Source organism: Azospirillum sp. A29 (assembly GCF_042604625.1).
GTDB lineage: Bacteria > Pseudomonadota > Alphaproteobacteria > Azospirillales > Azospirillaceae > Azospirillum > Azospirillum palustre.
On sequence record NZ_CP170466.1, the window covers coordinates 1509079 to 1528416 of the forward strand.

General features: G+C 67.8%; 17 protein-coding genes. 5 read left to right on the forward strand and 12 right to left on the reverse strand.

Annotation, left to right across the window (positions count from 1 at the left end; all coding sequences use genetic code 11):
• Positions 1-30 precede the first annotated feature (30 nt).
• Positions 31-957, reverse strand: coding sequence for a 2-hydroxyacid dehydrogenase (locus ABNQ38_RS22115; protein WP_377808061.1), 927 nt, complete (start codon positions 955-957; stop codon positions 31-33).
• 79 nt (positions 958-1036) lie between these two features.
• Here ABNQ38_RS22115 and ABNQ38_RS22120 point away from each other — a divergent pair, with 79 nt between their 5' ends.
• Entirely contained in the window at positions 1037-1696 is a 660-nt protein-coding gene (locus ABNQ38_RS22120; protein ID WP_377808062.1) for a pseudouridine synthase, read from the forward strand.
• Here ABNQ38_RS22120 and ABNQ38_RS22125 read toward each other — a convergent pair.
• From ABNQ38_RS22125 to ABNQ38_RS22150, 6 genes are all read right to left on the reverse strand, one after another.
• Positions 1638-3458, reverse strand: a complete 1821-nt coding sequence (locus ABNQ38_RS22125; protein WP_377808063.1) for an acyl-CoA dehydrogenase C-terminal domain-containing protein — start codon at positions 3456-3458, stop codon at positions 1638-1640. The genes ABNQ38_RS22120 and ABNQ38_RS22125 overlap by 59 nt on opposite strands.
• Before the next feature lie 37 nt (positions 3459-3495).
• On the reverse strand, positions 3496-4422 hold the full coding sequence (locus ABNQ38_RS22130) for an electron transfer flavoprotein subunit alpha/FixB family protein (RefSeq protein WP_377808064.1): 927 nt from the start codon (positions 4420-4422) through the stop codon (positions 3496-3498).
• Positions 4423-4477: 55 nt separating this feature from the next.
• A complete protein-coding gene (locus tag ABNQ38_RS22135; RefSeq protein ID WP_377808065.1) occupies positions 4478-5227 on the reverse strand; it encodes an electron transfer flavoprotein subunit beta/FixA family protein in 750 nt (249 codons plus the stop codon).
• A 138-nt stretch (positions 5228-5365) separates the two neighbouring features.
• Positions 5366-7018, reverse strand: a complete 1653-nt coding sequence (locus ABNQ38_RS22140; RefSeq protein ID WP_377808066.1) for an acyl-CoA synthetase — start codon at positions 7016-7018, stop codon at positions 5366-5368.
• 157 nt (positions 7019-7175) lie between these two features.
• A complete protein-coding gene (locus tag ABNQ38_RS22145; RefSeq protein WP_377808068.1) occupies positions 7176-7898 on the reverse strand; it encodes a response regulator transcription factor in 723 nt (240 codons plus the stop codon).
• A 65-nt stretch (positions 7899-7963) separates the two neighbouring features.
• A complete protein-coding gene (locus tag ABNQ38_RS22150) occupies positions 7964-10756 on the reverse strand; it encodes a cache domain-containing protein (RefSeq protein ID WP_377808069.1) in 2793 nt (930 codons plus the stop codon).
• Positions 10757-10986: 230 nt separating this feature from the next.
• On the opposite strand from ABNQ38_RS22150, the gene ABNQ38_RS22155 reads away from it, so the two are divergent.
• Both ABNQ38_RS22155 and ABNQ38_RS22160 read left to right on the forward strand, forming a co-directional pair.
• Positions 10987-11310, forward strand: a complete 324-nt coding sequence (locus tag ABNQ38_RS22155) for a DUF485 domain-containing protein (RefSeq protein WP_377808070.1) — start codon at positions 10987-10989, stop codon at positions 11308-11310.
• Positions 11307-12989, forward strand: a complete 1683-nt coding sequence (locus ABNQ38_RS22160; protein ID WP_377808071.1) for a cation acetate symporter — start codon at positions 11307-11309, stop codon at positions 12987-12989. The genes ABNQ38_RS22155 and ABNQ38_RS22160 overlap by 4 nt, the downstream gene beginning before the upstream one ends.
• A gap of 93 nt (positions 12990-13082) precedes the next feature.
• Here the strand turns inward: ABNQ38_RS22160 and ABNQ38_RS22165 are convergent, their stop codons facing one another.
• Together ABNQ38_RS22165 and ABNQ38_RS22170 are read right to left on the reverse strand one after the other, a co-directional pair.
• Positions 13083-13304, reverse strand: a complete 222-nt coding sequence (locus ABNQ38_RS22165; RefSeq protein ID WP_098740694.1) for a hypothetical protein — start codon at positions 13302-13304, stop codon at positions 13083-13085.
• 37 nt (positions 13305-13341) lie between these two features.
• The gene (locus ABNQ38_RS22170) at positions 13342-15459 is read right to left on the reverse strand and encodes an ATP-binding protein (RefSeq protein WP_377808072.1); all 2118 of its coding nucleotides are present in this window, start codon (positions 15457-15459) and stop codon (positions 13342-13344) included.
• Between the two features lie 254 nt (positions 15460-15713).
• Here ABNQ38_RS22170 and ABNQ38_RS22175 point away from each other — a divergent pair, with 254 nt between their 5' ends.
• Positions 15714-15956 carry a hypothetical protein gene (locus tag ABNQ38_RS22175; protein WP_377808073.1) on the forward strand — a complete coding sequence of 81 codons (243 nt, stop codon included), beginning with the start codon at positions 15714-15716 and terminating at the stop codon, positions 15954-15956.
• Positions 15953-16186, forward strand: a complete 234-nt coding sequence (locus ABNQ38_RS22180) for a hypothetical protein (protein WP_174473292.1) — start codon at positions 15953-15955, stop codon at positions 16184-16186. Before ABNQ38_RS22175 ends, ABNQ38_RS22180 begins: the two co-directional genes overlap by 4 nt.
• Positions 16187-16214: 28 nt before the next feature.
• On the opposite strand, the gene irrA is transcribed toward ABNQ38_RS22180, so the two are convergent.
• From irrA to ABNQ38_RS22195, 3 genes are all read right to left on the reverse strand, one after another.
• Positions 16215-16637, reverse strand: a complete 423-nt coding sequence (gene irrA, locus ABNQ38_RS22185; protein WP_377810106.1) for an iron response transcriptional regulator IrrA — start codon at positions 16635-16637, stop codon at positions 16215-16217.
• 251 nt (positions 16638-16888) lie between these two features.
• On the reverse strand, positions 16889-18286 hold the full coding sequence (locus ABNQ38_RS22190; RefSeq protein ID WP_377808074.1) for an NAD(P)H-dependent flavin oxidoreductase: 1398 nt from the start codon (positions 18284-18286) through the stop codon (positions 16889-16891).
• Positions 18287-18540: 254 nt separating this feature from the next.
• Complete coding sequence (locus tag ABNQ38_RS22195) at positions 18541-19284, reverse strand: glycerophosphoryl diester phosphodiesterase (protein WP_377808076.1); 744 nt, start codon at positions 19282-19284, stop codon at positions 18541-18543.
• Between the last annotated feature and the right edge of the window lie 54 nt (positions 19285-19338).

Consider the following 19338-nt stretch of genomic DNA (forward strand, 5'->3'; position numbering starts at 1 on the left):
CGCCCGCCGATTGAGGGCAGAGAATAACCCTCAGTAGCCCCGGCCGCGGTCCACCAGATTGGGTATCGGCCGGCCTTCGCGGAGCGCCGTCACCGCGGTGGCCACCTGCCCGGCGCACAGCGACGGGTGGGTGACCCCGGCGACATGGGGGGTGATGCGGACCCGCGGGTGACGCCAGAGCGGATGGTCCGCCGGCAACGGCTCCGTCGCGAAGACATCCAGGCTGGCACCGCGCAGATGCCCGCTCTCCAGCGCATCCAGCAGGTCCGACTCGACCAGATGCCCGCCGCGCGCCGCGTTGATGACAACCGCCCCCTTGGGCAGGGCGGCGAACAGGCCGGCATTCATGATGCCGCGGGTTTCCTCGGTCAGCGGCAGCAGGCAGACCAGCACATCGCATTGCGGCAGCATCGCCGCCAGCCCGTCGGGACCGGAGAAGCTCTCCACCCCCTCGATGCTCTTGGGGCTGCGGCTCCAGCCCATCAGCCGGTATTCCAGCGTCCGCAGCGTGCGGGCCGAGGCCGCCCCCAGCTCGCCCATCCCCAGGATGCCGACGGTCACCTCGGACGCCGGACGATGGTCCAGCTGCTCCCACCGCGTCTCGGCCTGGAGGGCGTCGTACCGGTCCATCAGCCGGTGCCAGTACAGAACCTGGAAGACGACATAGCCGGCCATGTCGGCCGTCAGCCCGTCCGCCACCATGCGCACCAGCGGCACGTCCGGCAGGGTCGGATCCAGCAGGATCGGCTCCACCCCGGCGCCCAGCGACACGATCAGCTTCAGGTTGGGCAGGGTCGCCAGCATTCCGGCCGGCGGCTTCCACACCACCGCGACCTCGATGTCGGCGACATCGCCGGTCTCGGGCCAGACGCGCATCTCCAGGCCGGGAAGATGACGGGCGATTTCCCGGCGCCAATCCTCGGCGCTGTCGCTGGCGGAGCAGAACAGAAGCGTCACGGCCGAACCCCTGCTATCTAGGTCAGTGTTGGGGTGCGAACGATAGCGCCTTTCCCGAACTCCGCAAGGAAGCAAGCCAGTGCCGCGCCTGATCCTGCTGAACAAGCCCTATGGCGTGCTGCCGCAATTCACCGACGACCAGGGCCGCCCCACCCTGGCGGAGCTGGTCCCGGTGAAGGGTGTCTATGCCGCCGGCCGGCTCGACCGCGACAGCGAGGGGCTGCTGGCGCTGAGCGACGACGGCCCGCTGATCGCCCGCATCGCCTCGCCGGCCAACAAGATGCCGAAGACCTACTGGGTGCAGGTGGAGGGCGTGCCGACCGAGGAGGCGCTGGACGCGCTGCGCCGCGGCGTCATGCTGAAGGACGGCCCCACCCTGCCGGCCGAGGCGCGGCGGATGGACGAGCCCGAGTCGCTGTGGCCGCGCGATCCGCCGGTGCGCTACCGCGCCGCCATCCCCACCAGCTGGATTGCGCTCACCATCCGCGAGGGACGCAACCGGCAGGTCCGCCGCATGACCGCGGCGGTCGGTTTCCCCACCCTGCGGCTGATCCGCTGGGCCATCGGCGACTGGACGCTGGACGGGCTGGCGCCGGGGCAGTGGCGGGAGGTCCCCCAACCGCCCGCGACACCCGACAAAGGGCCGAAGGCCCCGGCACCAACCGGCAAGCGCGGTCCTGTCAAGCCGCGCCGAACAGCTGCTCCTCGCTCAGCGCCATCACGCTCGCGGAGCCGTTGACGACGGTCGCCCGCAGCGCCGCCGCCTTCGGCAGCACATGGGTGGCGTAGAAGCGGGCGGTCAGCGGCTTGGCCGACAGGAAGGCGGTGTCGGCATCGCCCTCCGCCAGCCGCTCCGCCGCCACCTTGGCGGCACGGGCCAGTTGCCAGCCGCCGGCGACCACGCCCATCAGCTCCAGCAGCGTGACCGAGGCGGCGGCCGGCAGACGCGGGTCCTGCTTCGCCGTGGCCAGCACCCAGGCAATCGCCTGCCTGGCCTCATGGACCGCGCCGACCAGTTCAGCACCAGTAACCCGCAGCGCCTCGTCGGTGTGACCCGACAGCTCGCCAGCCAGCGCCGCGATCTCGTCGAGCAGGCCGTTGGCGGTCGCTCCGCCGTCGCGCAGGAGCTTGCGGTTGATCAGGTCGTTGGCCTGGATGGCGGTGGTGCCCTCGTAGATCGTGGTGATGCGGGCATCGCGCAGGTGCTGGGCGGCGCCGGTTTCCTCAATGAAGCCCATGCCGCCATGGACCTGCACGCCGTCCGACGCCAGCTGCTGGCCGGTCTCGGTGCACCAGCCCTTGGCGATGGGGGTCAGCAGATCGACCAGCAGGGCGGCGCGACCGCGGGTGGCCTCGTCGGCATGGTGGTGCGCCACGTCCACCGCGGCGGCGGCGGTGTAGAGGATGCCGCGCATCGCCTCGATCCGCGCCTTCATGCCCATCAGCAGGCGGCGGACGTCGGGATGGTTGACGATGCCCTTCGACTGGCCCTCGGTCCAGCCCAGCGGCTTGCCCTGCACGCGGTCGCGGGCATAGGCCAGCGCCTGCTGGTAGGCGCGCTCGGCAATCGACAGACCCTGCATGGCGACGTTCAGCCGGGCATGGTTCATCATGGCGAACATGTATTCCAGGCCGCGGTTCGGTTCGCCCACCAGGAAGCCGGTCGCCCCGCCCTCGTCGCCGAAGGACAGCACGGCGGTCGGGCTGCCGTGGATGCCCAGCTTGTGCTCCAGCGACACGCATTTCACCTGATTGCGGGCGCCCAGGCTGCCGTCCGGATTGACCAGGAACTTGGGCACGACGAACAGGCTGATGCCCTTCACGCCGGGAGGCGCATCGGGCAGGCGGGCCAGCACCAGATGGACGATGTTCTCCGTCAGGTCATGGTCGCCGTAGGTGATGAAGATCTTCTGCCCGGTGACGAGGTAATGGTCGCCGTTCGGCACCGCGCGCGACCGCGTGGCGGCGAGGTCGCTGCCTGCCTGCGGTTCGGTGATGTTCATGGTCCCGGTCCACTCGCCCGAGATCATCCGGGGCAAATAGAGGTCCTTCAAGGCCTCCGAGCCATAGAGCTGCACCGCGTTCACCGCCCCCTGCGTCAGCATCGGGCAGAGCGCGAAGGCCATGTTGGCGGAGTGCCACATCTCCTGCACCGCGGTGTTCAGCAGGTTGGGCAGCCCCATGCCGCCGCGCGCCGGATCGAAGGGCAGCCCGTTCCAGCCGCCTTCGACCAGCGCCTGCCATGCCGTCCCCCAGCCCTCCGCCGTGCGAGCGACGCCGTCGGCACCGAGCTTGGCCCCCTGGACGTCGCCGATGCGGTTCAGCGGCGCCAGGACGTTCTCGGCAATCTTCGCCGCCTCGTCCAGGATGCTGTCCACCATGTCGGGGCTGGCATCCTCGAAGCCGGGTAGAGCCGCCACCTCGGCCATGCCGGCGAGATGGTCGAGGACGAAGCGGATCTCTTTCAGCGGCGGGGTGTAGGGGATCGCAGCGGCGGTCATGGGGGACCTCTTCGGATAACGGAAAGGATGGACGGGATCAGACGGCCTGCTGCAACTCCGGCAGGGCCTTGAACAGGTCGGCGACGAGGCCGTAATCGGCGACCTGGAAGATCGGCGCCTCCTCGTCCTTGTTGATGGCGACGATGACCTTGCTGTCCTTCATGCCGGCCAGATGCTGGATGGCGCCCGAGATGCCGACGGCGACATAGAGGTCCGGCGCCACGATCTTGCCGGTCTGGCCGACCTGATAGTCGTTCGGCACGAAGCCGGCATCGACGGCGGCGCGGCTGGCCCCGACCGCGGCACCCAGCTTGTCGGCGATGGCCTCCAGCAAGTGGAAGTTGTCGCCCGACTGCATGCCGCGCCCGCCGGAGATGACGATGCGGGCCGAGGTCAGCTCCGGACGCTCCGACTTCGACAGTTCGGCCGAGACGAAACCCGACAGGGCGGGATCGGCGACGGCGGCGATGCTCTCGACCGTGGCGCTGCCGGTGGTGGCGGCCGCCGCGAAGGCGGTGGTGCGGACGGTGATCACCTTCACCGGGTCGGCCGACTGCACGGTGGCGATGGCGTTGCCGGCATAGATCGGCCGCTCGAAGCTGTCGGCGGCAACCACGGCGGTGATGTCGGAGATCATCGCCACGTCGAGCAGGGCAGCCACGCGCGGCAGCACATTCTTGCCGGCCGAGGTGGCGGCGGCCAGGACATGGCTGTAGCCGGCGGCGAGCGACACCAGCAAAGCGGCGACCGGCTCGGCCAGGGCGTGTTCATAGGCGGCATCGTCGGCGAGCAGCACCTTGGCGACGCCGGCCAGCTTGGCGGCCTGCTCTGCGGCCGGGGCGGCGTTGCGGCCGGCGACCAGAACATGAATGTCGCCGTCGAGTTTGGATGCCGCGGTCACCGCATGGGCGGTGGCGGGCTTCAGGCTGGCGTTGTCGTGGTCGGCAAGGATCAGGATGGGCATGGGGCGGTTCCTCTGTCGGGCGGGGTGCGGGGAGTGCGGGCGCCGGGGCCGGCGCTCAGATCACCCGCGCCTCGGTCTTCAGCTTGTCGACCAGGGTGGCGACGTCCGGCACCTTGATGCCGGCCTGACGCTTCGGCGGCTCGGCGACCTTCACCGTCTTCAGACGCGGAGCAACATCGACGCCGAGGCTGTCCGGCGTGACGGTCTCCAGCGGCTTCTTCTTCGCCTTCATGATGTTGGGCAGCGAGGCATAGCGCGGCTCGTTCAGGCGCAGGTCGGCGGTCACCACCGCCGGCAGCTTCAACGACACGACCTCAAGCCCGCCGTCGATCTCGCGGGTGACCGCGACGGCATCGCCCGCCGGGGCGACCTTTGAGGCGAAGGTGCCCTGGCCCCAGCCGAGCAGGGCGGCGAGCATCTGGCCGGTCTGGTTGCAGTCGTCGTCGATGGCCTGCTTGCCGAGGATGACGAAACCGGGGGCCTCCCTCTCGACCAGCGCCTTGAGGACCTTGGCGACGGCCAGCGGTTCAGGGGTGACATCGGTCTGCACCAGGATGGCACGGTCGGCCCCCATGGCGAGAGCGGTGCGGAGCGTCTCCTGTGCCTGGATCGGACCGACGGAAACCACCACGATTTCGGTCGCCGTGCCGGCCTCCTTCAGACGCACGGCTTCTTCGACGGCGATCTCGTCGAACGGGTTCATCGAGAACTTCACGTTGGACGTCTCGACGCCGGACTGGTCGGTCTTCACCCGGATCTTGACGTTGTAGTCGACGACGCGCTTGACGGCGCAGAGGATCTTCATGGCGCGGGTCCCTTTGGAAATGGGCGGCGTGCAGGCATGGAAGGGCACAGCTCGCCTCTCTCCCCGCTGAACAGGGGGATGGAGAGGCGCGCTTCGGCCGATGTGCGGAAGAGGGTCAGGGAGGAGGCAAAGTGCCCCTTACAGCCCCTCGGTCTGCTTGCGCAGGACGTATTTCTGGATCTTGCCGGTGGAGGTCTTCGGCAGCGGGCCGAACACCACCGTGCGCGGGCACTTGAAGTGGGCCATGTGCGACCGGCAGAAGGCGATGATGTCGGCCTCGGTCGCGGCAGCGCCGTCCTTCAGCGTGACGAAGGCGCAGGGCGTCTCGCCCCATTTCTCGTCATGGCGGGCGACGACGGCAGCCTCCAGCACATCGGGATGCTTGTAGAGCACATCCTCCACCTCGATGGACGAGATGTTCTCGCCGCCGGAGATGATGATGTCCTTCGAGCGGTCCTTGATCTCGACATAGCCGTCCTCATGCCAGACGGCGAGGTCGCCGGTGTGGAACCAGCCGCCGGCGAAGGCCTCTTCGGTCGCCTTGGGGTTCTTCAGATACCCCTTCATGACGTTATTGCCGCGCATTATGATCTCACCCATCGTGCGACCGTCCTTCCGCACCGGCTCCAGCGTGAAGGGGTCGGCGACGACCACCGCCTCCAGCATCGGGCCGCGCACGCCTTGGCGCGCCTTGATCGCCGCCTTCTCGTCCAGCGACAGGCCGTCCCAGCGGTCGTGCCAGACGCAGACCACGGTCGGGCCGTAGCATTCGGTCAAGCCGTAGACATGGGTGACTTCCCAGCCCATGCGCTCCATCCCGGCGATGACGGCGGCGGGCGGGGCAGCGCCGGCGACCATCACCTTGACCTTCTGCTCGATGCCCTGCTTCAGCTCGGCCGGAGCATTGTTCAGCATGTTGAGGACGATGGGCGCACCACAGAAGTTGGTCACCCGCTCGTCGCGGATCAGCTTGAGAACGGCGTCGGGGCGGACCTGACGCAGGCAGACGGCGGTGCCGGCGGTGACCGCGATGGTCCAGGGGAAGCACCAGCCGTTGCAGTGGAACATCGGCAGCGTCCACAGATACACGGGCGCATCGCCCATGTTCCAGGACAGCGCGTTCGACACCGCGTTCAGATAGGCGCCGCGGTGGTGATAGACGACGCCCTTCGGGTTGCCGGTGGTGCCGGAGGTGTAGTTCAGCGCGATGGCCTGCCATTCGTCGGCCGGCAGGGTCCAGGGATGCTCGGCACCGACATCGCTGATGAAGGACTCGTAATCGCGGTCGCCGATCAGCTCGCCGCCGCTGTAGGTCGGATCGTCGATGTCCACCACCGGGATCGGCGCGTCGAGCAGGGCCAGCGCCTTCTTGGCGACGCCGGAGAACTCGCGGTCGACGATCAGGATCTTCGCTTCGCCATGCTTCAGGATGAAGGCGATGGCCTCGGCGTCCAGGCGGGTGTTGACGGCGTTCAGCACGGCACCGGCCAGCGGCACGCCGAAATGGGCCTCGAACAGTTCCGGCGTGTTGGCTGCCAGCATGGCGACGGTGTCGCCGGTGCCGATGCCTACATTCGCCAGCGCCGCGGCCAGACGGCGCACACGGATGAAGGTCTCGGCCCAGGTCCGGCGCACCGTACCATGGACGACGGCCAGCCGGTCGGGCCACACGGCGGCGGCACGCTCTAGGAAGGTCAGCGGCGTCAGGGCGACGAAATTGGCGGCATTGCGGTCGAGGTCGCGCTCGTACGGATTGGTGCGGACATCGGCTGCAGCGGCAGTTTCACTCATCGGACCGTTCTCCCCAGGGGTTCTTTGTTGCGCGCCGGCATTGGGCGCGGCGGTGTTGGAAACAGCCTGTAGCAGACCAGCTTTGCGCAACTTTCTCAGGATTATGACCAATTGTTATTGAGGTTGTTGCGGCGCAAACGCAGGGGTGGCGCCACTTTCAGCGCAACCAGCTCACGTCGCCGGCGAACAGGTAGCCGGCACCATAGACCGTCTTGATCAGCCGCGGCGCGCGGGGATCCTCCTCGATCTTCTTTCGGATGCGCGAGACGCGGACGTCGATGCTGCGGTCGTAAGGGAAATCGTCGCGATCCTGATCCGGGCCCTGGAGATGCTCGCGCGACAGCACGCGCTTGGGCGCCTTCAGCAGCATGAGCAGAAGCGAGGCTTCCGCTGCGGTCAGGCTTTCCTGCCGGCCATCGTCGGCAGTCAGCGTCAGGTTGCCGAGATCGAACACCCAGGGGCCGAAGCGCGCCCGCGCGGTGTCCGCGGCGGCAGTCGCTCCGGCCAGCTGTTCGCGACGGCGGATGGCGCTGTTGACGCGGGCGACCAGTTCCCGCGGCTCGAACGGCTTCACGATGTAATCGTCGGCGCCAAGCTCCAGCCCCAGCACCCGGTCGGAGGTGCCGCCGCGCCCGGACAGGATGATGACGCCGAAGCGCACATCCTCCCACAGCTCGCGCACCAGGGTCAGCCCGTCCATGTCCGGCAGGCCGAGATCGACCAGACAGAGGTCGGGGGCCTGGCGCTGGATCGCCGTCCGCGCCTCCCGCCCGTTGGCCCAGCCGGTCACCTCATAGCCGTAGCTTTCCAGCACCTCCGTCACCAGCCGCCGGATGTCGGCCTCGTCCTCAATCACATAGATGCGCTTCTTCTGTCCCACGCGCGTTTCCCCTCGGCACTCGTCGCCCTGCTTTTTTCCAGGTGCGTTCTGTTTGCCCAACTGTATCAGGCTGGCGCGGGTTCGGCGGCGTGGCCGATGGCCGCCACCAGCTCCCGCTTGTCCCATGGCTTCCGCAGTATGACGGCATCGGCGGGGACGTCGCCATACTCGACAGCGAATCCGCTGACCAGAACCACCCGCATGGCCGGCCGCAGCAGCCGGGCGCGCCGCGCCAGCTCCACGCCAGACAAGCCGGGCATGACGATGTCGGAGACCAGCAGCGACAACCCGTCGATCTGCTCCACCAGCTCCGCTGCCTCGTCGCCGCTCGCCGCCTCCACCACCGAGAAGCCGAGGTCGACCAGCTGCTGGCGCATCACCTGCCGGACATCGTCATTGTCCTCCGCCACCAGCGCCAGCTGGCCGGACCAGCCGCCGGGCTGCGGTTCGGCCGCCGCCGCCGGGTCGGCCTCCTGTAGGCGGGGAACCGGTTCGGCGCGCGGCAGCAGCAGGGTGACGGCGGTCCCCTCCCCCGGACGGCTGTCGATGCGCAGATAGCCGCGCGACTGTTTGACGAAGCCGTAGACCATCGACAGCCCCAGGCCGGAGCCGAGGGCCTTGGTCGTGAAGAAGGGCTCCACGGCGCGGGCCAGCGCCTCCGGCGTGAAGCCGGTGCCGGTGTCGGTGACGCGGATCTCCAGATAATCGTCGGGCCGGACCGGCTCGTCGAAGGACTGGTCGCCTTCCACCTTGCGGATGCCGACGGCGATGTCGAGCCGCCCGCCGTTCGGCATGGCGTCGCGTGCGTTGATGGCGAGGTTGACCAGCGCGTTCTCCAGCTGGGTCTGGTCGGCGATGGTCCAGCATTCCCGCCCCTCCCCCGGCACGCCGATGGCGATGGAGCTGGGGAAGGACCGGCGCAGCAGAACGGCCATGTCGCGCAAGAGGCCGCACAGTTCGATCGGCTCCGGCTTCAGCGGCTGCTGGCGGGAGAAGGCGAGCAGACGGGCGGTGATGTCGGCGCCGCGCCGGCTGGCGCGCTGGGCCGGCTCCAGATAGGCGTCGAGCCCCTCCACCGCCGCGTAGCGGTCGCGCGCCGCCGACAGGTTGCCGATGATGATCGACAGCAGGTTGTTGAAGTCGTGCGCCAGCCCGCCGGACAGCTGGCCGACCGCCTTCAGCCGCTGCGCCTCCACCAGCTGGCGCTCGGTCTGCTTCTCGTCGGTGATGTCGAGGGTCAGGACGAACAGGCCGGTGACCGCTCCCTCCTCTGCCCGCCCCTCGCCACGATGGGGGATCAGCGTGGTCTTGGTCACCATGGTGCCGCCATGGCGCTGGAAGGCATATTCGAAGGTCACCACCTCCCCCGACAGGCAACGGTCGAGGTGGGGGACGAGGGCCGCCATCGCCCGCCGGCCGACGACCGACGCCAGATCGCGGCCGATGACCGCCGCCTTGTCGCGCCCGACCAGTTCGGCCCAGCGCAAATTGGCGAAGGTCAGCCGGCCGTCACGGTCCAGCCCGGCGATGCAGGCGGGAATCGCATCCAGGATCACGCGCTGCCGGCTTTCCGCCTCCGCCAGTGCGGCGGTGCGGTCGCGCACCCGGCTGTCCAGCGTGGCGACGGTGTCGCGCAACTGCCGGACCATACCGTCGAAGGCGGAGGCCAGCAGCCCGATCTCGTCGCCGCGGCGGATGCCGCTCTGGGCGCCGAGGTCGCCGGCCCTCACCTGCACCGCGGTGTCGGCCAGCCGGCGCAGCGGCCGCACCAGCCGCCCGACGGCGATGTAGCCCAGCAGGCTGCCCGCCGCCATCAGCGCCATGCCGATGGCGAGGATGCGGTTGCCCAGCACCACCGACGACCGCCGCAGCTCGTCCACATAGACCGATGAGGCGATGTACCAGTCGAACCCCTCGAAATGCCGGACCCAGCTGATTTTCTCGTAGGCGTAGTTGCCGGGATCGTCGGGCTTGTCCCACAGGTAGGTCAGCGGCTCCCCCTTTGCCGCAGCGACCTTCAAATCCTCGGCGATGGGACGGCCGGTGGCGGAATTCAGCCGGTCGCCGAAGGCGGTGCCCTCGATGTTCGAATTCGGGTGGATGATCATCCGGTTCGCCGAATCGAAGATGTACAGATAGCCGGTGCGGGCGATGCGCAGTTTGCGCAGGGCCTGCCGCAGATCCTCGATGGCGTCGGCCTTGCGCCGCTCCACCTCGGCGTCGACGTCCGCCAGATAGGCGCCAGTGCCGACGATGATGCCGCGCCTGGGCAAATCCTTGAAGAAGCTGAGCTTCGGCGCCCGCTCGTCGCCATTGGGCCGCCACCACGGATAGGTCTGGAACCCCTCCCCCTCGCGCTTGGCGGTGGCGACGATGGTGGGCAGGATGTGGCGGCCCAGATTGTCGCGCAGATCGTCGGCCTTGCGCCCTTGATAGTCGGGCGAGGGGTGCGACAGGATCACCGAATCGTAGCCGATGGCCCAGACATAGTCGCCGTTGCCGTAGCGGAAGGCGTGCAGCCCCTCCATCGCCTCGCGCCGCGCCTGCTCCATCGTGATCTCGCCGCGGTCGGCGCGGGCGTAGACATGCTCGATATAGCCGACGGCCAGCTCCAGCACGTCGCGCAGCCGCGTCTTGTAGGAGTCGACGGTCGCCACCCGCTGCTCCTCCAGCCCGCCGCGGATGCGGCTGACCAGTTCGAACACGTTGTCGAGAATGGTCCGGCTGGCGTCGCGTTCGATCTCGTAGGCCGTCTCCTCGATGAAGGGGACCGAGAAGACGTAGGCCGCCGCGGAGAACAGCCCGAGCGAGATCAGGATCGCCGAGAACAGCCGCAGGAACAGGGGCGAACGGATCATTTTCCGGGCGGAGGCGGGATGCGGGGAGCGGTGGAATCCCCACCATCATTCCAGCTTCACCGCCGCGGCTCAACGCGAATCGGTGAGATTATTGCCTGAATTGCACTGAAACAATTCGTCATATTTCCGGGAAATTTGCGAAACAGTGTTTTGTTAGCCGGAAGGACATAAGCCCAGCCCCATCAATTCGGGTCGGCGCAAACCAAGGACGTTCAGCGTCTGGAGGAAACATGCACTCCCCCGCCAACACTTCCGTCTATGAGAGGGTTCGCCGGAACCCCAAATTCCACGAGCTGGTGCGCCAGCGCAGCCGGCTGGCCCTGATCCTGTCGGCCATCGTGCTGGTCGGCTACTACGCCTTCATGATGGTGGTCGCCTTCGCGCCCGGCCTGCTGCACAAGCCGATGTCCGACGAGTCGTCGCTCAGCGTCGGCTTCCCGATCGGGGCCGCCATCATCATCCTGTCCTGGCTGCTGACCGGCGTCTATTCCCATTTCGCCAACGGCCGCTTCCAGGACCTGACCGACGAGATCACGCGGGAGACGCTGCAATGACCGCCCGCCGGTTCCTCCTTGCGACCAGCGCCGCCACCCTTTTCGCCGCCCTCGCCGCCGTGCCGGCGCTTGCCGCCGGCGATGTCGGTCAGCTGGAAAAGCAGCCGATCAACCTGTCGGCCATCGGCATGTTCATCGCCTTCGTGCTGATGACGCTGGGCATTACCTATTGGGCGGCCAGCCGCACCCGGTCCACCTCCGATTTCTACACCGCGGGCGGCGGCATCACCGGGTTCCAGAACGGTCTGGCGATTGCCGGCGACTACATGTCGGCGGCGACGCTGCTCGGCCTGTCGAGCCTGGTGTTCGCCAAGGGCTATGACGGGTTCGTCTACACCATCAGCTTCTTCGTCGGCTGGCCGATCATCCTGTTCCTGCTGGCCGAACGGCTGCGCAACCTCGGCCATTTCACCTTCGCCGACATTGCATCCTACCGGCTGGACCAGGGCAAGATCCGCACCTTCGCCGCCATCGGCTCGCTGACGGTGGTGTGCTTCTACCTGATCGTCCAGATGGTCGGCGCCGGCCAGCTGATCAAACTGCTGTTCGGGCTGGACTACAACGTCGCGGTGATCGTTGTCGGCGTGCTGATGGTGGTCTACGTCACCTTCGGCGGCATGATCGCCACCACCTGGGTGCAGATCATCAAGGCCGTGCTTCTGCTGGGCGGCGGCATGGTCTTGGCCTTCCTGGCACTGTCGCGCTTCGGCTTCAGCCTGGAGGCCATCGCCAAGAGCGCCATCGCCTCGCACAAGGACGGCGTGAAGATCATGGGTCCGGGCACGCTGCTGGCCGACCCGGTGTCGGCGGTGTCGCTGTCGCTGGGCCTGCTGTTCGGCACCGCCGCCCTGCCGCACATCATGATGCGCTTCTTCACCGTTCCCAACGCGCGCGAGGCCCGCAAGTCGGTCTTCTACGCCTCCGGCTTCATCGGCTTCTTCTTCCTGCTCGTCTGCATCCTTGGCATGGCGGCGATCACCATCGTCGGCACCGACGCACAGTTCTTCGAAGGCGGCAAGGTCGGCGGCAAGCTGATCGGCGGCGGCAACATGCCGGTGATGCATCTGGCCAAGGCGCTGGGCGGCGATCTGTTCCTGGGCTTTCTGTCGGCGGTCGCCTTCGCCACCATCCTGGCGGTGGTGTCGGGCTTGGCGCTGGCCGGCGCGTCCGCCATCGCCCACGACCTCTACGCCCGCGTCATCCGCAAGGGCGAAGCGACGGAGCGCGAGGAGATGCGCGTATCCAAGATCGCCTCGCTGGTTCTGGGCGTTCTGGCCGTCGTGCTGGGCATCGCCTTCGAGAAGCAGAACGTCGCCTTCCTGGTCGGCCTGACCTTCGGCGTCGCAGCATCGGTGAACTTCCCGGTGCTGATCCTGTCGATGTACTGGAAGGGCCTGACCACGCGCGGCGCGCTGGCGGGCGGCATCGCCGGCCTGATCTCCGCCGTCACGCTGGTGGTGCTGTCGAACGCGGTGTGGGTCGTGGTTCTGAACAACCCGGCCCCCATCTTCCCCTACGAGCAGCCGGCCCTGTTCTCGATGACGCTGGCCTTCCTCGTCACCATCGTCGTCTCGAAGCTGGACAGCAGCGCGTCGGCCCGCGCCGAGCGCGAGGCCTTCGAGGACCAGTTCGTCCGCTCCCAGACCGGCATCGGTGCCGCCGCCGCGGCCAAGCACTGATCGCCTGACGGCCCAACGGCCTGACGCTTCAATGGAAGGCGTCCTTCCCCAGAGCCGGGGAAGGACGCCTTTCCGTTGTTAGCCGGTCCGTTGTCAGCCGGCCGAGACGCTGTTGTCCTTGCGGCGCGACAGCTGGACCTGCCCGTCCAGGCATTTGACGTAGCCGGTCTTGCCCGGTTTCAGCCCGTCCAGAATGGTGACCAGCGCGCGGGGGATCGCCGCGAATTCCTTGGAGCCGCGCGACTGGCCGTTGTAGGCGGCGATGTGCTCGCGCAGCTTCTCCTTGGACACCGGCTTCCCGTCATTCCCGATCATCTCGTCCGCCTTTCGATGCTCTTGATCGCCGACAGGCTTACGCCGGCAACCCATCCGCCGCAACCGGCCGGCCGGTACGGTCGGCGGGGAAACGGATGGTGGCGGCGGTGCCGAGGCCCGGCTCGCTGTCGATGGACAGGCTGCCGCCATGCAGGGCCATCAGGTCGCGGCAGATCGATAGGCCCAGCCCGGTGCCGCCGAACCGCCCGGAGATGCTGCTGTCGGCCTGCTGGAACGGTTCAAGGATGCGGGCCAGCGCGTCGGCGGCGATGCCGATGCCGGTATCGCGCACGGTGATGGCGATCCTGCCATCCCCTTCCCGCACCGCACTCACCGTCACCCGGCCGCCGCGCGGGGTGAATTTGACCGCGTTCGACAGCAGGTTCAGCAGCACCTGGCGCAAGGCACGCTCGTCGGCCAGCAGATTGGGCAGGTCGGGGGGGCATTCGACCGCCAGCGTCACCCCACCGACATCGGCCGGCACCGCGGCCAGCGCCCGGCAGGTCTCGATGGCTTCAGCCGGCTCCATCCAGCTTTCATCCAGCGTGTAGCGCCCGGCCTCCAGCTTCGACATGTCCAGCACGTCGTTGATCAGGTCCAGAAGGTGGCGACCGCTGTTCTGCACATGGCGGGCATAGTCGCGATAGCGCGGGCTGCCCAGCGGACCGAACAGCTCGTGCAGCATGATGTCGGAAAAGCCGATGATGGCGTTCAGCGGCGTGCGCAGCTCGTGGCTCATGGTCGCCAGGAAGGCGCTCTTGGCCCGGTTGGCGGCCTCCGCCTGATCGAGCGCCGTGGCGAGCCTTTCGGCGGCCTCGACCCGCTCGGTGATGTCGCGCGCCTCGACCACCAGCACCGTGACGACGCCCCCGTCGTCATAGACCGGCTTGATCGTCACATCCATCACGCGGGTGAGCCCGTCGGCGACCACATCGGTCTCGTAACGGACGAAGCGTCCCGAGGCCGCCCTTTCGATGGACTGGCGGAAAGCCGCCGCCAGTTCGTCCGTGCGGGCCCAGCCGCGGAACTCCCAGGCGCGGTGTCCGACCAGCGCTTCGGCAGGCAGACCGGCCAGGGCGCAGGCCGGCCGGTTCAGCGCCAGCACCCGGCCGTCCGGCGCCAGCAGCCCCATGATCTGGAAACTGCTGTCGAACAGCGCCTGTGAGCGTCGTTCGCTGGCGCGCAATGCCTGCGTCGTCGTCTCCAGCCGGCCAAGCTGCCGCAGCGCCAGACAGGCCAGCAGCGCCACCACCACCGACACCGCGGCGGTTTCCAGGATGCGCTTCCAGCGGTCGTTGTACCAGCCGGCCAGCACATCGTCGGTCCGGATGCGGACATAGACGTAAAAGGGCAGCCCTCCCACGCGGCGGACGGTGCCGATCCGCTCGCGCCCCTCGGTCGGGTCGAAGCCGGACAGCGTCCGCGCAGCCTCACCGGTGGACAGGCGGGGCAGGATGTCGGCGAAGGCGGCGCGGTTCTGGTCGAGAGTCACGCTGACCCGGGAATGGGCGAGAACCACCCCGTCCTCGCCATAAAGGAGGATGATGCTGCGCGGCCCGATGTTCTGTGTCGCATAAAGCCGGGCGAAACGGTCGAGGTCGAGCAGCCCCACCGCCACGCCGCTGCCATCCGCCAGCGGCCGGACGATTGCCGCACGCCAGCCGCCGCCCGGCTCCTGATAGGGTCCGATGAAGGACCCCGACCTGCCGGCCGCCGCCTGGGCCAGCCGGCTTCCGGCGACCGTTGCCGGGGCGTCCAGGCCGGAAGATTGCCGAACCCGCCCGTCCGGTTCCACGATCAGCAGGGTCCGCAGAGCCAGGCCCGGCCCGGAGTCCACACCGGGTGACCCGGCCGCTTCACCAAGCAGGTAGGCGGGAATCTGCCCGCTCTCCGTCATGCCCCGCAGGGTATAGCCGGCCACGACCATGACGCGGCGGGCATCCTCCTCCAGCAGGGTCGAGAGGTTGGCGGTCTGGCGCAGACCATCATGGATCGCCCGGTCGCGCGCCCGCTCAAGGTCGGCGTAGGCGACCAGCCAGAAACCGGCGATCACCGCCACAAGCAGGCCGATGCGCATCGCGGCGACGGGCGGCAGAGACGATAAGCGCCACCACGTCCCGCGTGCGCCAATGTCCGGTTCGGAGAGATCCGTCAAAGGAAATGGTCCGCCGCGTCTGAATGCTGGAGAGGCGTCAAGCCGGAACGGCCGGACGCGACGAACTGTAGCATGCCGGTGCGGGCATTTTCACGTTCGCTCACCCCTGATCCGGGCGGGATCGGAGATGCTTCGGCCGGCTGTCGTGCATGGGAAGAGTTTGAGGGAAGGGTTTGGGGAAAAGTTTGCCTCGACAAAGCCCGCAGCTCGCGCTTCTCTGCCCGGCGACGATGTGAAGGAGGATCCCGTCGGGCATGCTGCAGGATTTCATCGATAGCCTGTTCCAGGGGCCGCTCCTGGGGCTGATGCTGTTCCAGATCGCCATCGTCTGGCCGCTGTCGCGCATTCTGCGGCGGGCCGGCTTCTCGCCGCTGTGGGCCCTGTTCTCTCTGGTGCCGCTCGGGCATGTGGTGCCCATCGGCGTGATGGCGCATAGCCGATGGCCGGTTCTGCCGGCACGGCAGGCGCGCAAGGTCAAGGCACGGAGGACGGCATGACGGAGACCGTGATCCAGCTCGGCTTCTGGGAACTGCTGATCGGCTCCATCGTCACGATGTACATGCTGATCGCCGGCGGCTGGGTTCTGGCCAAGGCCGGGCGCAGCCCGCTGTGGATCCTGCTGTTGCTGTTCCCCTACCTCAACGTCCTGGCGGTCTGGGCCTTCGCCTTCATCCGCTGGCCCTTCGTCGACCGCGCCCCCGCTCCGACGCAGCCTGACGAGGGCTGAGCACCGGACCATCGGCAAGGGGGCAGGATCAGACGTCGTCCTCGATCAGGCGGACGATCACGTCGACGCGGGCGACGCGGGTGCCGGCGGGGGCGGCCGGAAGGTTCTGCACCGTCAGCCGGTCGGCGGGGATATCCTCCAGCCGGCCGGTGGATTCGACGAAGAAATGGTGGTGGTCGCTGGTATTGGTGTCGAAGTAGGATTTTCCCGCCTCCACCACCACCTCGCGCAGAAGCCCTGCGGCGGTGAACTGGTTCAGCGTGTTGTAGACGGTCGCCAGCGACACCGGCAGGTCGGCGGCAAGCGCCTCGCAGTGCAGCTGCTCCGCCGTGACATGCCGGTCGCAACCTTCGAACAGCATGCGGGCGAGGCCGAGGCGCTGGCGGGTCGGGCGCAGTCCAGCGCCGTTCAGCCGGTCGAGGGCTCGCTTGAAGGGGCGTTCGGCGGTCATCATGGGCGAGGCACCCGTACTGTCGACAGTGGGGTCGGACACGGAGTCCAAAACAGAACCGCGGCACTAGGCCGCATTCTGTTTAAGAGTAAAACCATTCGGAAAGCTCACGCAAGCCATTGTCGCAGCGACGTCAATGGAGACATGGTCTGGAGAGCCGCCCAAACCGGATGAATGCCCGTAATGGCCCAATGCAAAGGCCGCCGACGGTTTCCCGCCGACGGCCTTGCCCATCCGGTGAATGCGACCGGTCAGTAGCCGGTGGCGATCCGTTCGATCAGCTGCTTCACCGTGGGGATGAAGCCGTCGTTGTAATAAGGATCGCTGGCGAAGCGGTAGGCGTTGTGCCCCGCGAACATCAGCTGATTTTCGCAGTCGTCGGTGTGGCTGACCGCCTGGAGCGTCTTCTGGATGCAGAAGGAGCGCGGATCGGCGCGCTTGCCCGTCGTGCCTTCCTCGTTCTGCGCCCAGTTGGAGAAGCCGCAAGCCGACAGGCAACCCATGCAGTCGACCTGATCGTGCAGGATCTTTTTCGACTGCTGGGGCGTGACGAAGACCAGCGTGCTGTCCGGCGTCTTCAGGGCTGTGGTGAAGCCCTGGGACAGCCAGCCCTCGGCGCGCTGCTTGTCGCTTTCGGTCACGTAGACCGGACGGCCGCGCGGACCAACCGGGAATTCGGCCGAATGCTCGCCCACCGGCTTGGACAGATAGGCGACCTGACGCTCGGACCGGGCCATCAGGTCCAGCAGGAAGGGGTTCTTCACCGCCGACGAGTAGAAGCCGGTGGGGGAGAAGCGGTTCAGGAAGACGTCGCCCGGCTGCAGCGCCACCAGCTTGCGCTTCCACGCCATGGAGATCGGGCTCTCCTGGGTCAGCAGCGGACGGGTGCCGAACTGGAAGGCGACGGGCCCCAGGTCGGGGTTGTCGATCCAATCCTCCCACTCCGACAGCCACCAGACGCCGCCCGCCATCACGATGGGGGTGTCGTTCAGCCCGAAGCTGTTCATCATCTGGCGCAGGGCCAGGACGCGGGGGAACGGATCCTCCGGCTTCTGCGGGTCTTCGGAGTTGGACAGGCCGTTGTGACCGCCGGCCAGCCACGGATCCTCATACACCACGCCGCCGAGATGTTCCCGGAACTTGTGGTAGGCGCGCAGCCACAAGGCGCGGAAGGCGCGGGCCGACGAGACGATCGGATAGTAATGGACGCCGTAGCTCACGGCGATCTCAGCAACCTTGTAAGGCATGCCGGCGCCGCAGGTGACGCCGTGAATCATGCCCTGAGCGCCTTCCAGCACGCCATGCAGGATGTGCTCGGCGCCGCCCATTTCCCACAGGACGTTCATGTGGATGCGGCCGTTGCCGTTCGACGTCTCGTGCGCGATGCGCGCCTGGGCGATGCCGCCCTCGATGCCGAAGGCGATCAGCTCGTTATGGCGCTCGCGCCGGGTCTTGCCATTATAGATCTGCGGCAGAAGGTTGCCGTTCTCATCATAGCTGTCGGCGTTGACACCCGAGAAGGTGCCAATCCCGCCGGCAGCCGCCCAGGCGCCGGAGCTTTCTCCGTTGGAAACGGCAATACCCTTGCCACCCTCGACGAGCGGCAAAACCTCCCGGCCGGACATCGGCAACGGCTTCAACGCCTTCAACGAACCCTCCAAAGACCGAACGTGGCATCCCGTGGGACGCCGGACCAAAGCGGCGGACTACCGGACGACGAAAAGCTCCGCCGGAATCCGCGTGGGTTCCGGCGGGATCGCCAGTGCGGTTCTATATATGAGGAATTGGCGCGCCCGACGAGCGGATTCATCCCCTCGCGCAAAAAACGTTCACGAATTGCCGCAGTCGCGAACGGAAGCGTCAGCTTATCGACCGGTCCACCGGCGGATCATCGGGCTCCCCATCAGGCATCATGCGCCAGTTCGCCGGCCAGCCGGCCGGGCGCATCGGTGAAGACCGCCGACACGCCCCAGCCGAACAGCGTTCGGGCCCGTTCCGCGTCGTTGACGGTGTAGGCCAGCACCGGCCGGCCGGTGGCTCGGTATTCCGCCACACTGTCGGCCGTCTGGCGGTCCTGGTGGACGTTCAGCGTCGCCGCGCCGATGCGGTCGGCGATGGAAGCCCAGTCGGCCGGCGGGTCCCACAGCAGATAGCCGCGCGGGATCTCCGGCCACAGACGCTGCGCCACCTCCAGGCAGGGAACCTCGAAGCTGGAGAGCAGAAGCGGCCGGTCGGATGGCCACAGCGGGCGCAGGGTGTTCAGCGCCACCTCCGCCGTGATCTCCTCCTGCCCCGGATAGGGCTTGATCTCCAGATTCAGGCCAAGGCCCAGGTCATGGACCAGCGCTGCCGCCTCCTCCAGCGTCGGCACGCGCTCGCCGACGAAGGCGGCATCGAACCAGCGCCCGGCGTCGAGCATCTGCAAATCCGCCAGATCCAGCAGCGGGACGGCGCCGCTGCCGGTGGTGGTGCGGTCCAGCGTGTCGTCATGGATCAGCACAGGGCGCAGGTCGCGGGTCAGCATGACGTCCACCTCGACCCAGCGGGCGCCCTGGCGGGCAGCTTCGCGGATCGAGGCGAGGGTGTTTTCCGGGGCGCTTTCCTTGGCGCCGCGATGGCCGATCAGGCGGGGAAGAGTCGACAGCATGGGTCTCGCAGGAGTAAGAGCGGTCGCTTTCCTACATGACCCATTCCGTCGAAG

Excerpts from the sequence above, each read along its gene's own strand:
- ABNQ38_RS22125 (WP_377808063.1), bottom strand. The coding sequence starts at position 3,458 with ATGACCGCCGCTGCGATCCCCTACACCCCGCCGCTGAAAGAGATCCGC.
- ABNQ38_RS22130 (WP_377808064.1), bottom strand. The coding sequence starts at position 4,422 with ATGCCCATCCTGATCCTTGCCGACCACGACAACGCCAGCCTGAAGCCC.
- ABNQ38_RS22135 (WP_377808065.1), bottom strand. The coding sequence starts at position 5,227 with ATGAAGATCCTCTGCGCCGTCAAGCGCGTCGTCGACTACAACGTCAAG.
- ABNQ38_RS22140 (WP_377808066.1), bottom strand. The coding sequence starts at position 7,018 with ATGAGTGAAACTGCCGCTGCAGCCGATGTCCGCACCAATCCGTACGAG.
- ABNQ38_RS22150 (WP_377808069.1), bottom strand. The coding sequence starts at position 10,756 with ATGATCCGTTCGCCCCTGTTCCTGCGGCTGTTCTCGGCGATCCTGATC.
- ABNQ38_RS22155 (WP_377808070.1), top strand. The coding sequence starts at position 10,987 with ATGCACTCCCCCGCCAACACTTCCGTCTATGAGAGGGTTCGCCGGAAC.
- ABNQ38_RS22160 (WP_377808071.1), top strand. The coding sequence starts at position 11,307 with ATGACCGCCCGCCGGTTCCTCCTTGCGACCAGCGCCGCCACCCTTTTC.
- ABNQ38_RS22165 (WP_098740694.1), bottom strand. The coding sequence starts at position 13,304 with ATGATCGGGAATGACGGGAAGCCGGTGTCCAAGGAGAAGCTGCGCGAG.
- ABNQ38_RS22175 (WP_377808073.1), top strand. The coding sequence starts at position 15,714 with ATGCTGCAGGATTTCATCGATAGCCTGTTCCAGGGGCCGCTCCTGGGG.
- ABNQ38_RS22180 (WP_174473292.1), top strand. The coding sequence starts at position 15,953 with ATGACGGAGACCGTGATCCAGCTCGGCTTCTGGGAACTGCTGATCGGC.
- irrA (WP_377810106.1), bottom strand. The coding sequence starts at position 16,637 with ATGACCGCCGAACGCCCCTTCAAGCGAGCCCTCGACCGGCTGAACGGC.
- ABNQ38_RS22195 (WP_377808076.1), bottom strand. The coding sequence starts at position 19,284 with ATGCTGTCGACTCTTCCCCGCCTGATCGGCCATCGCGGCGCCAAGGAA.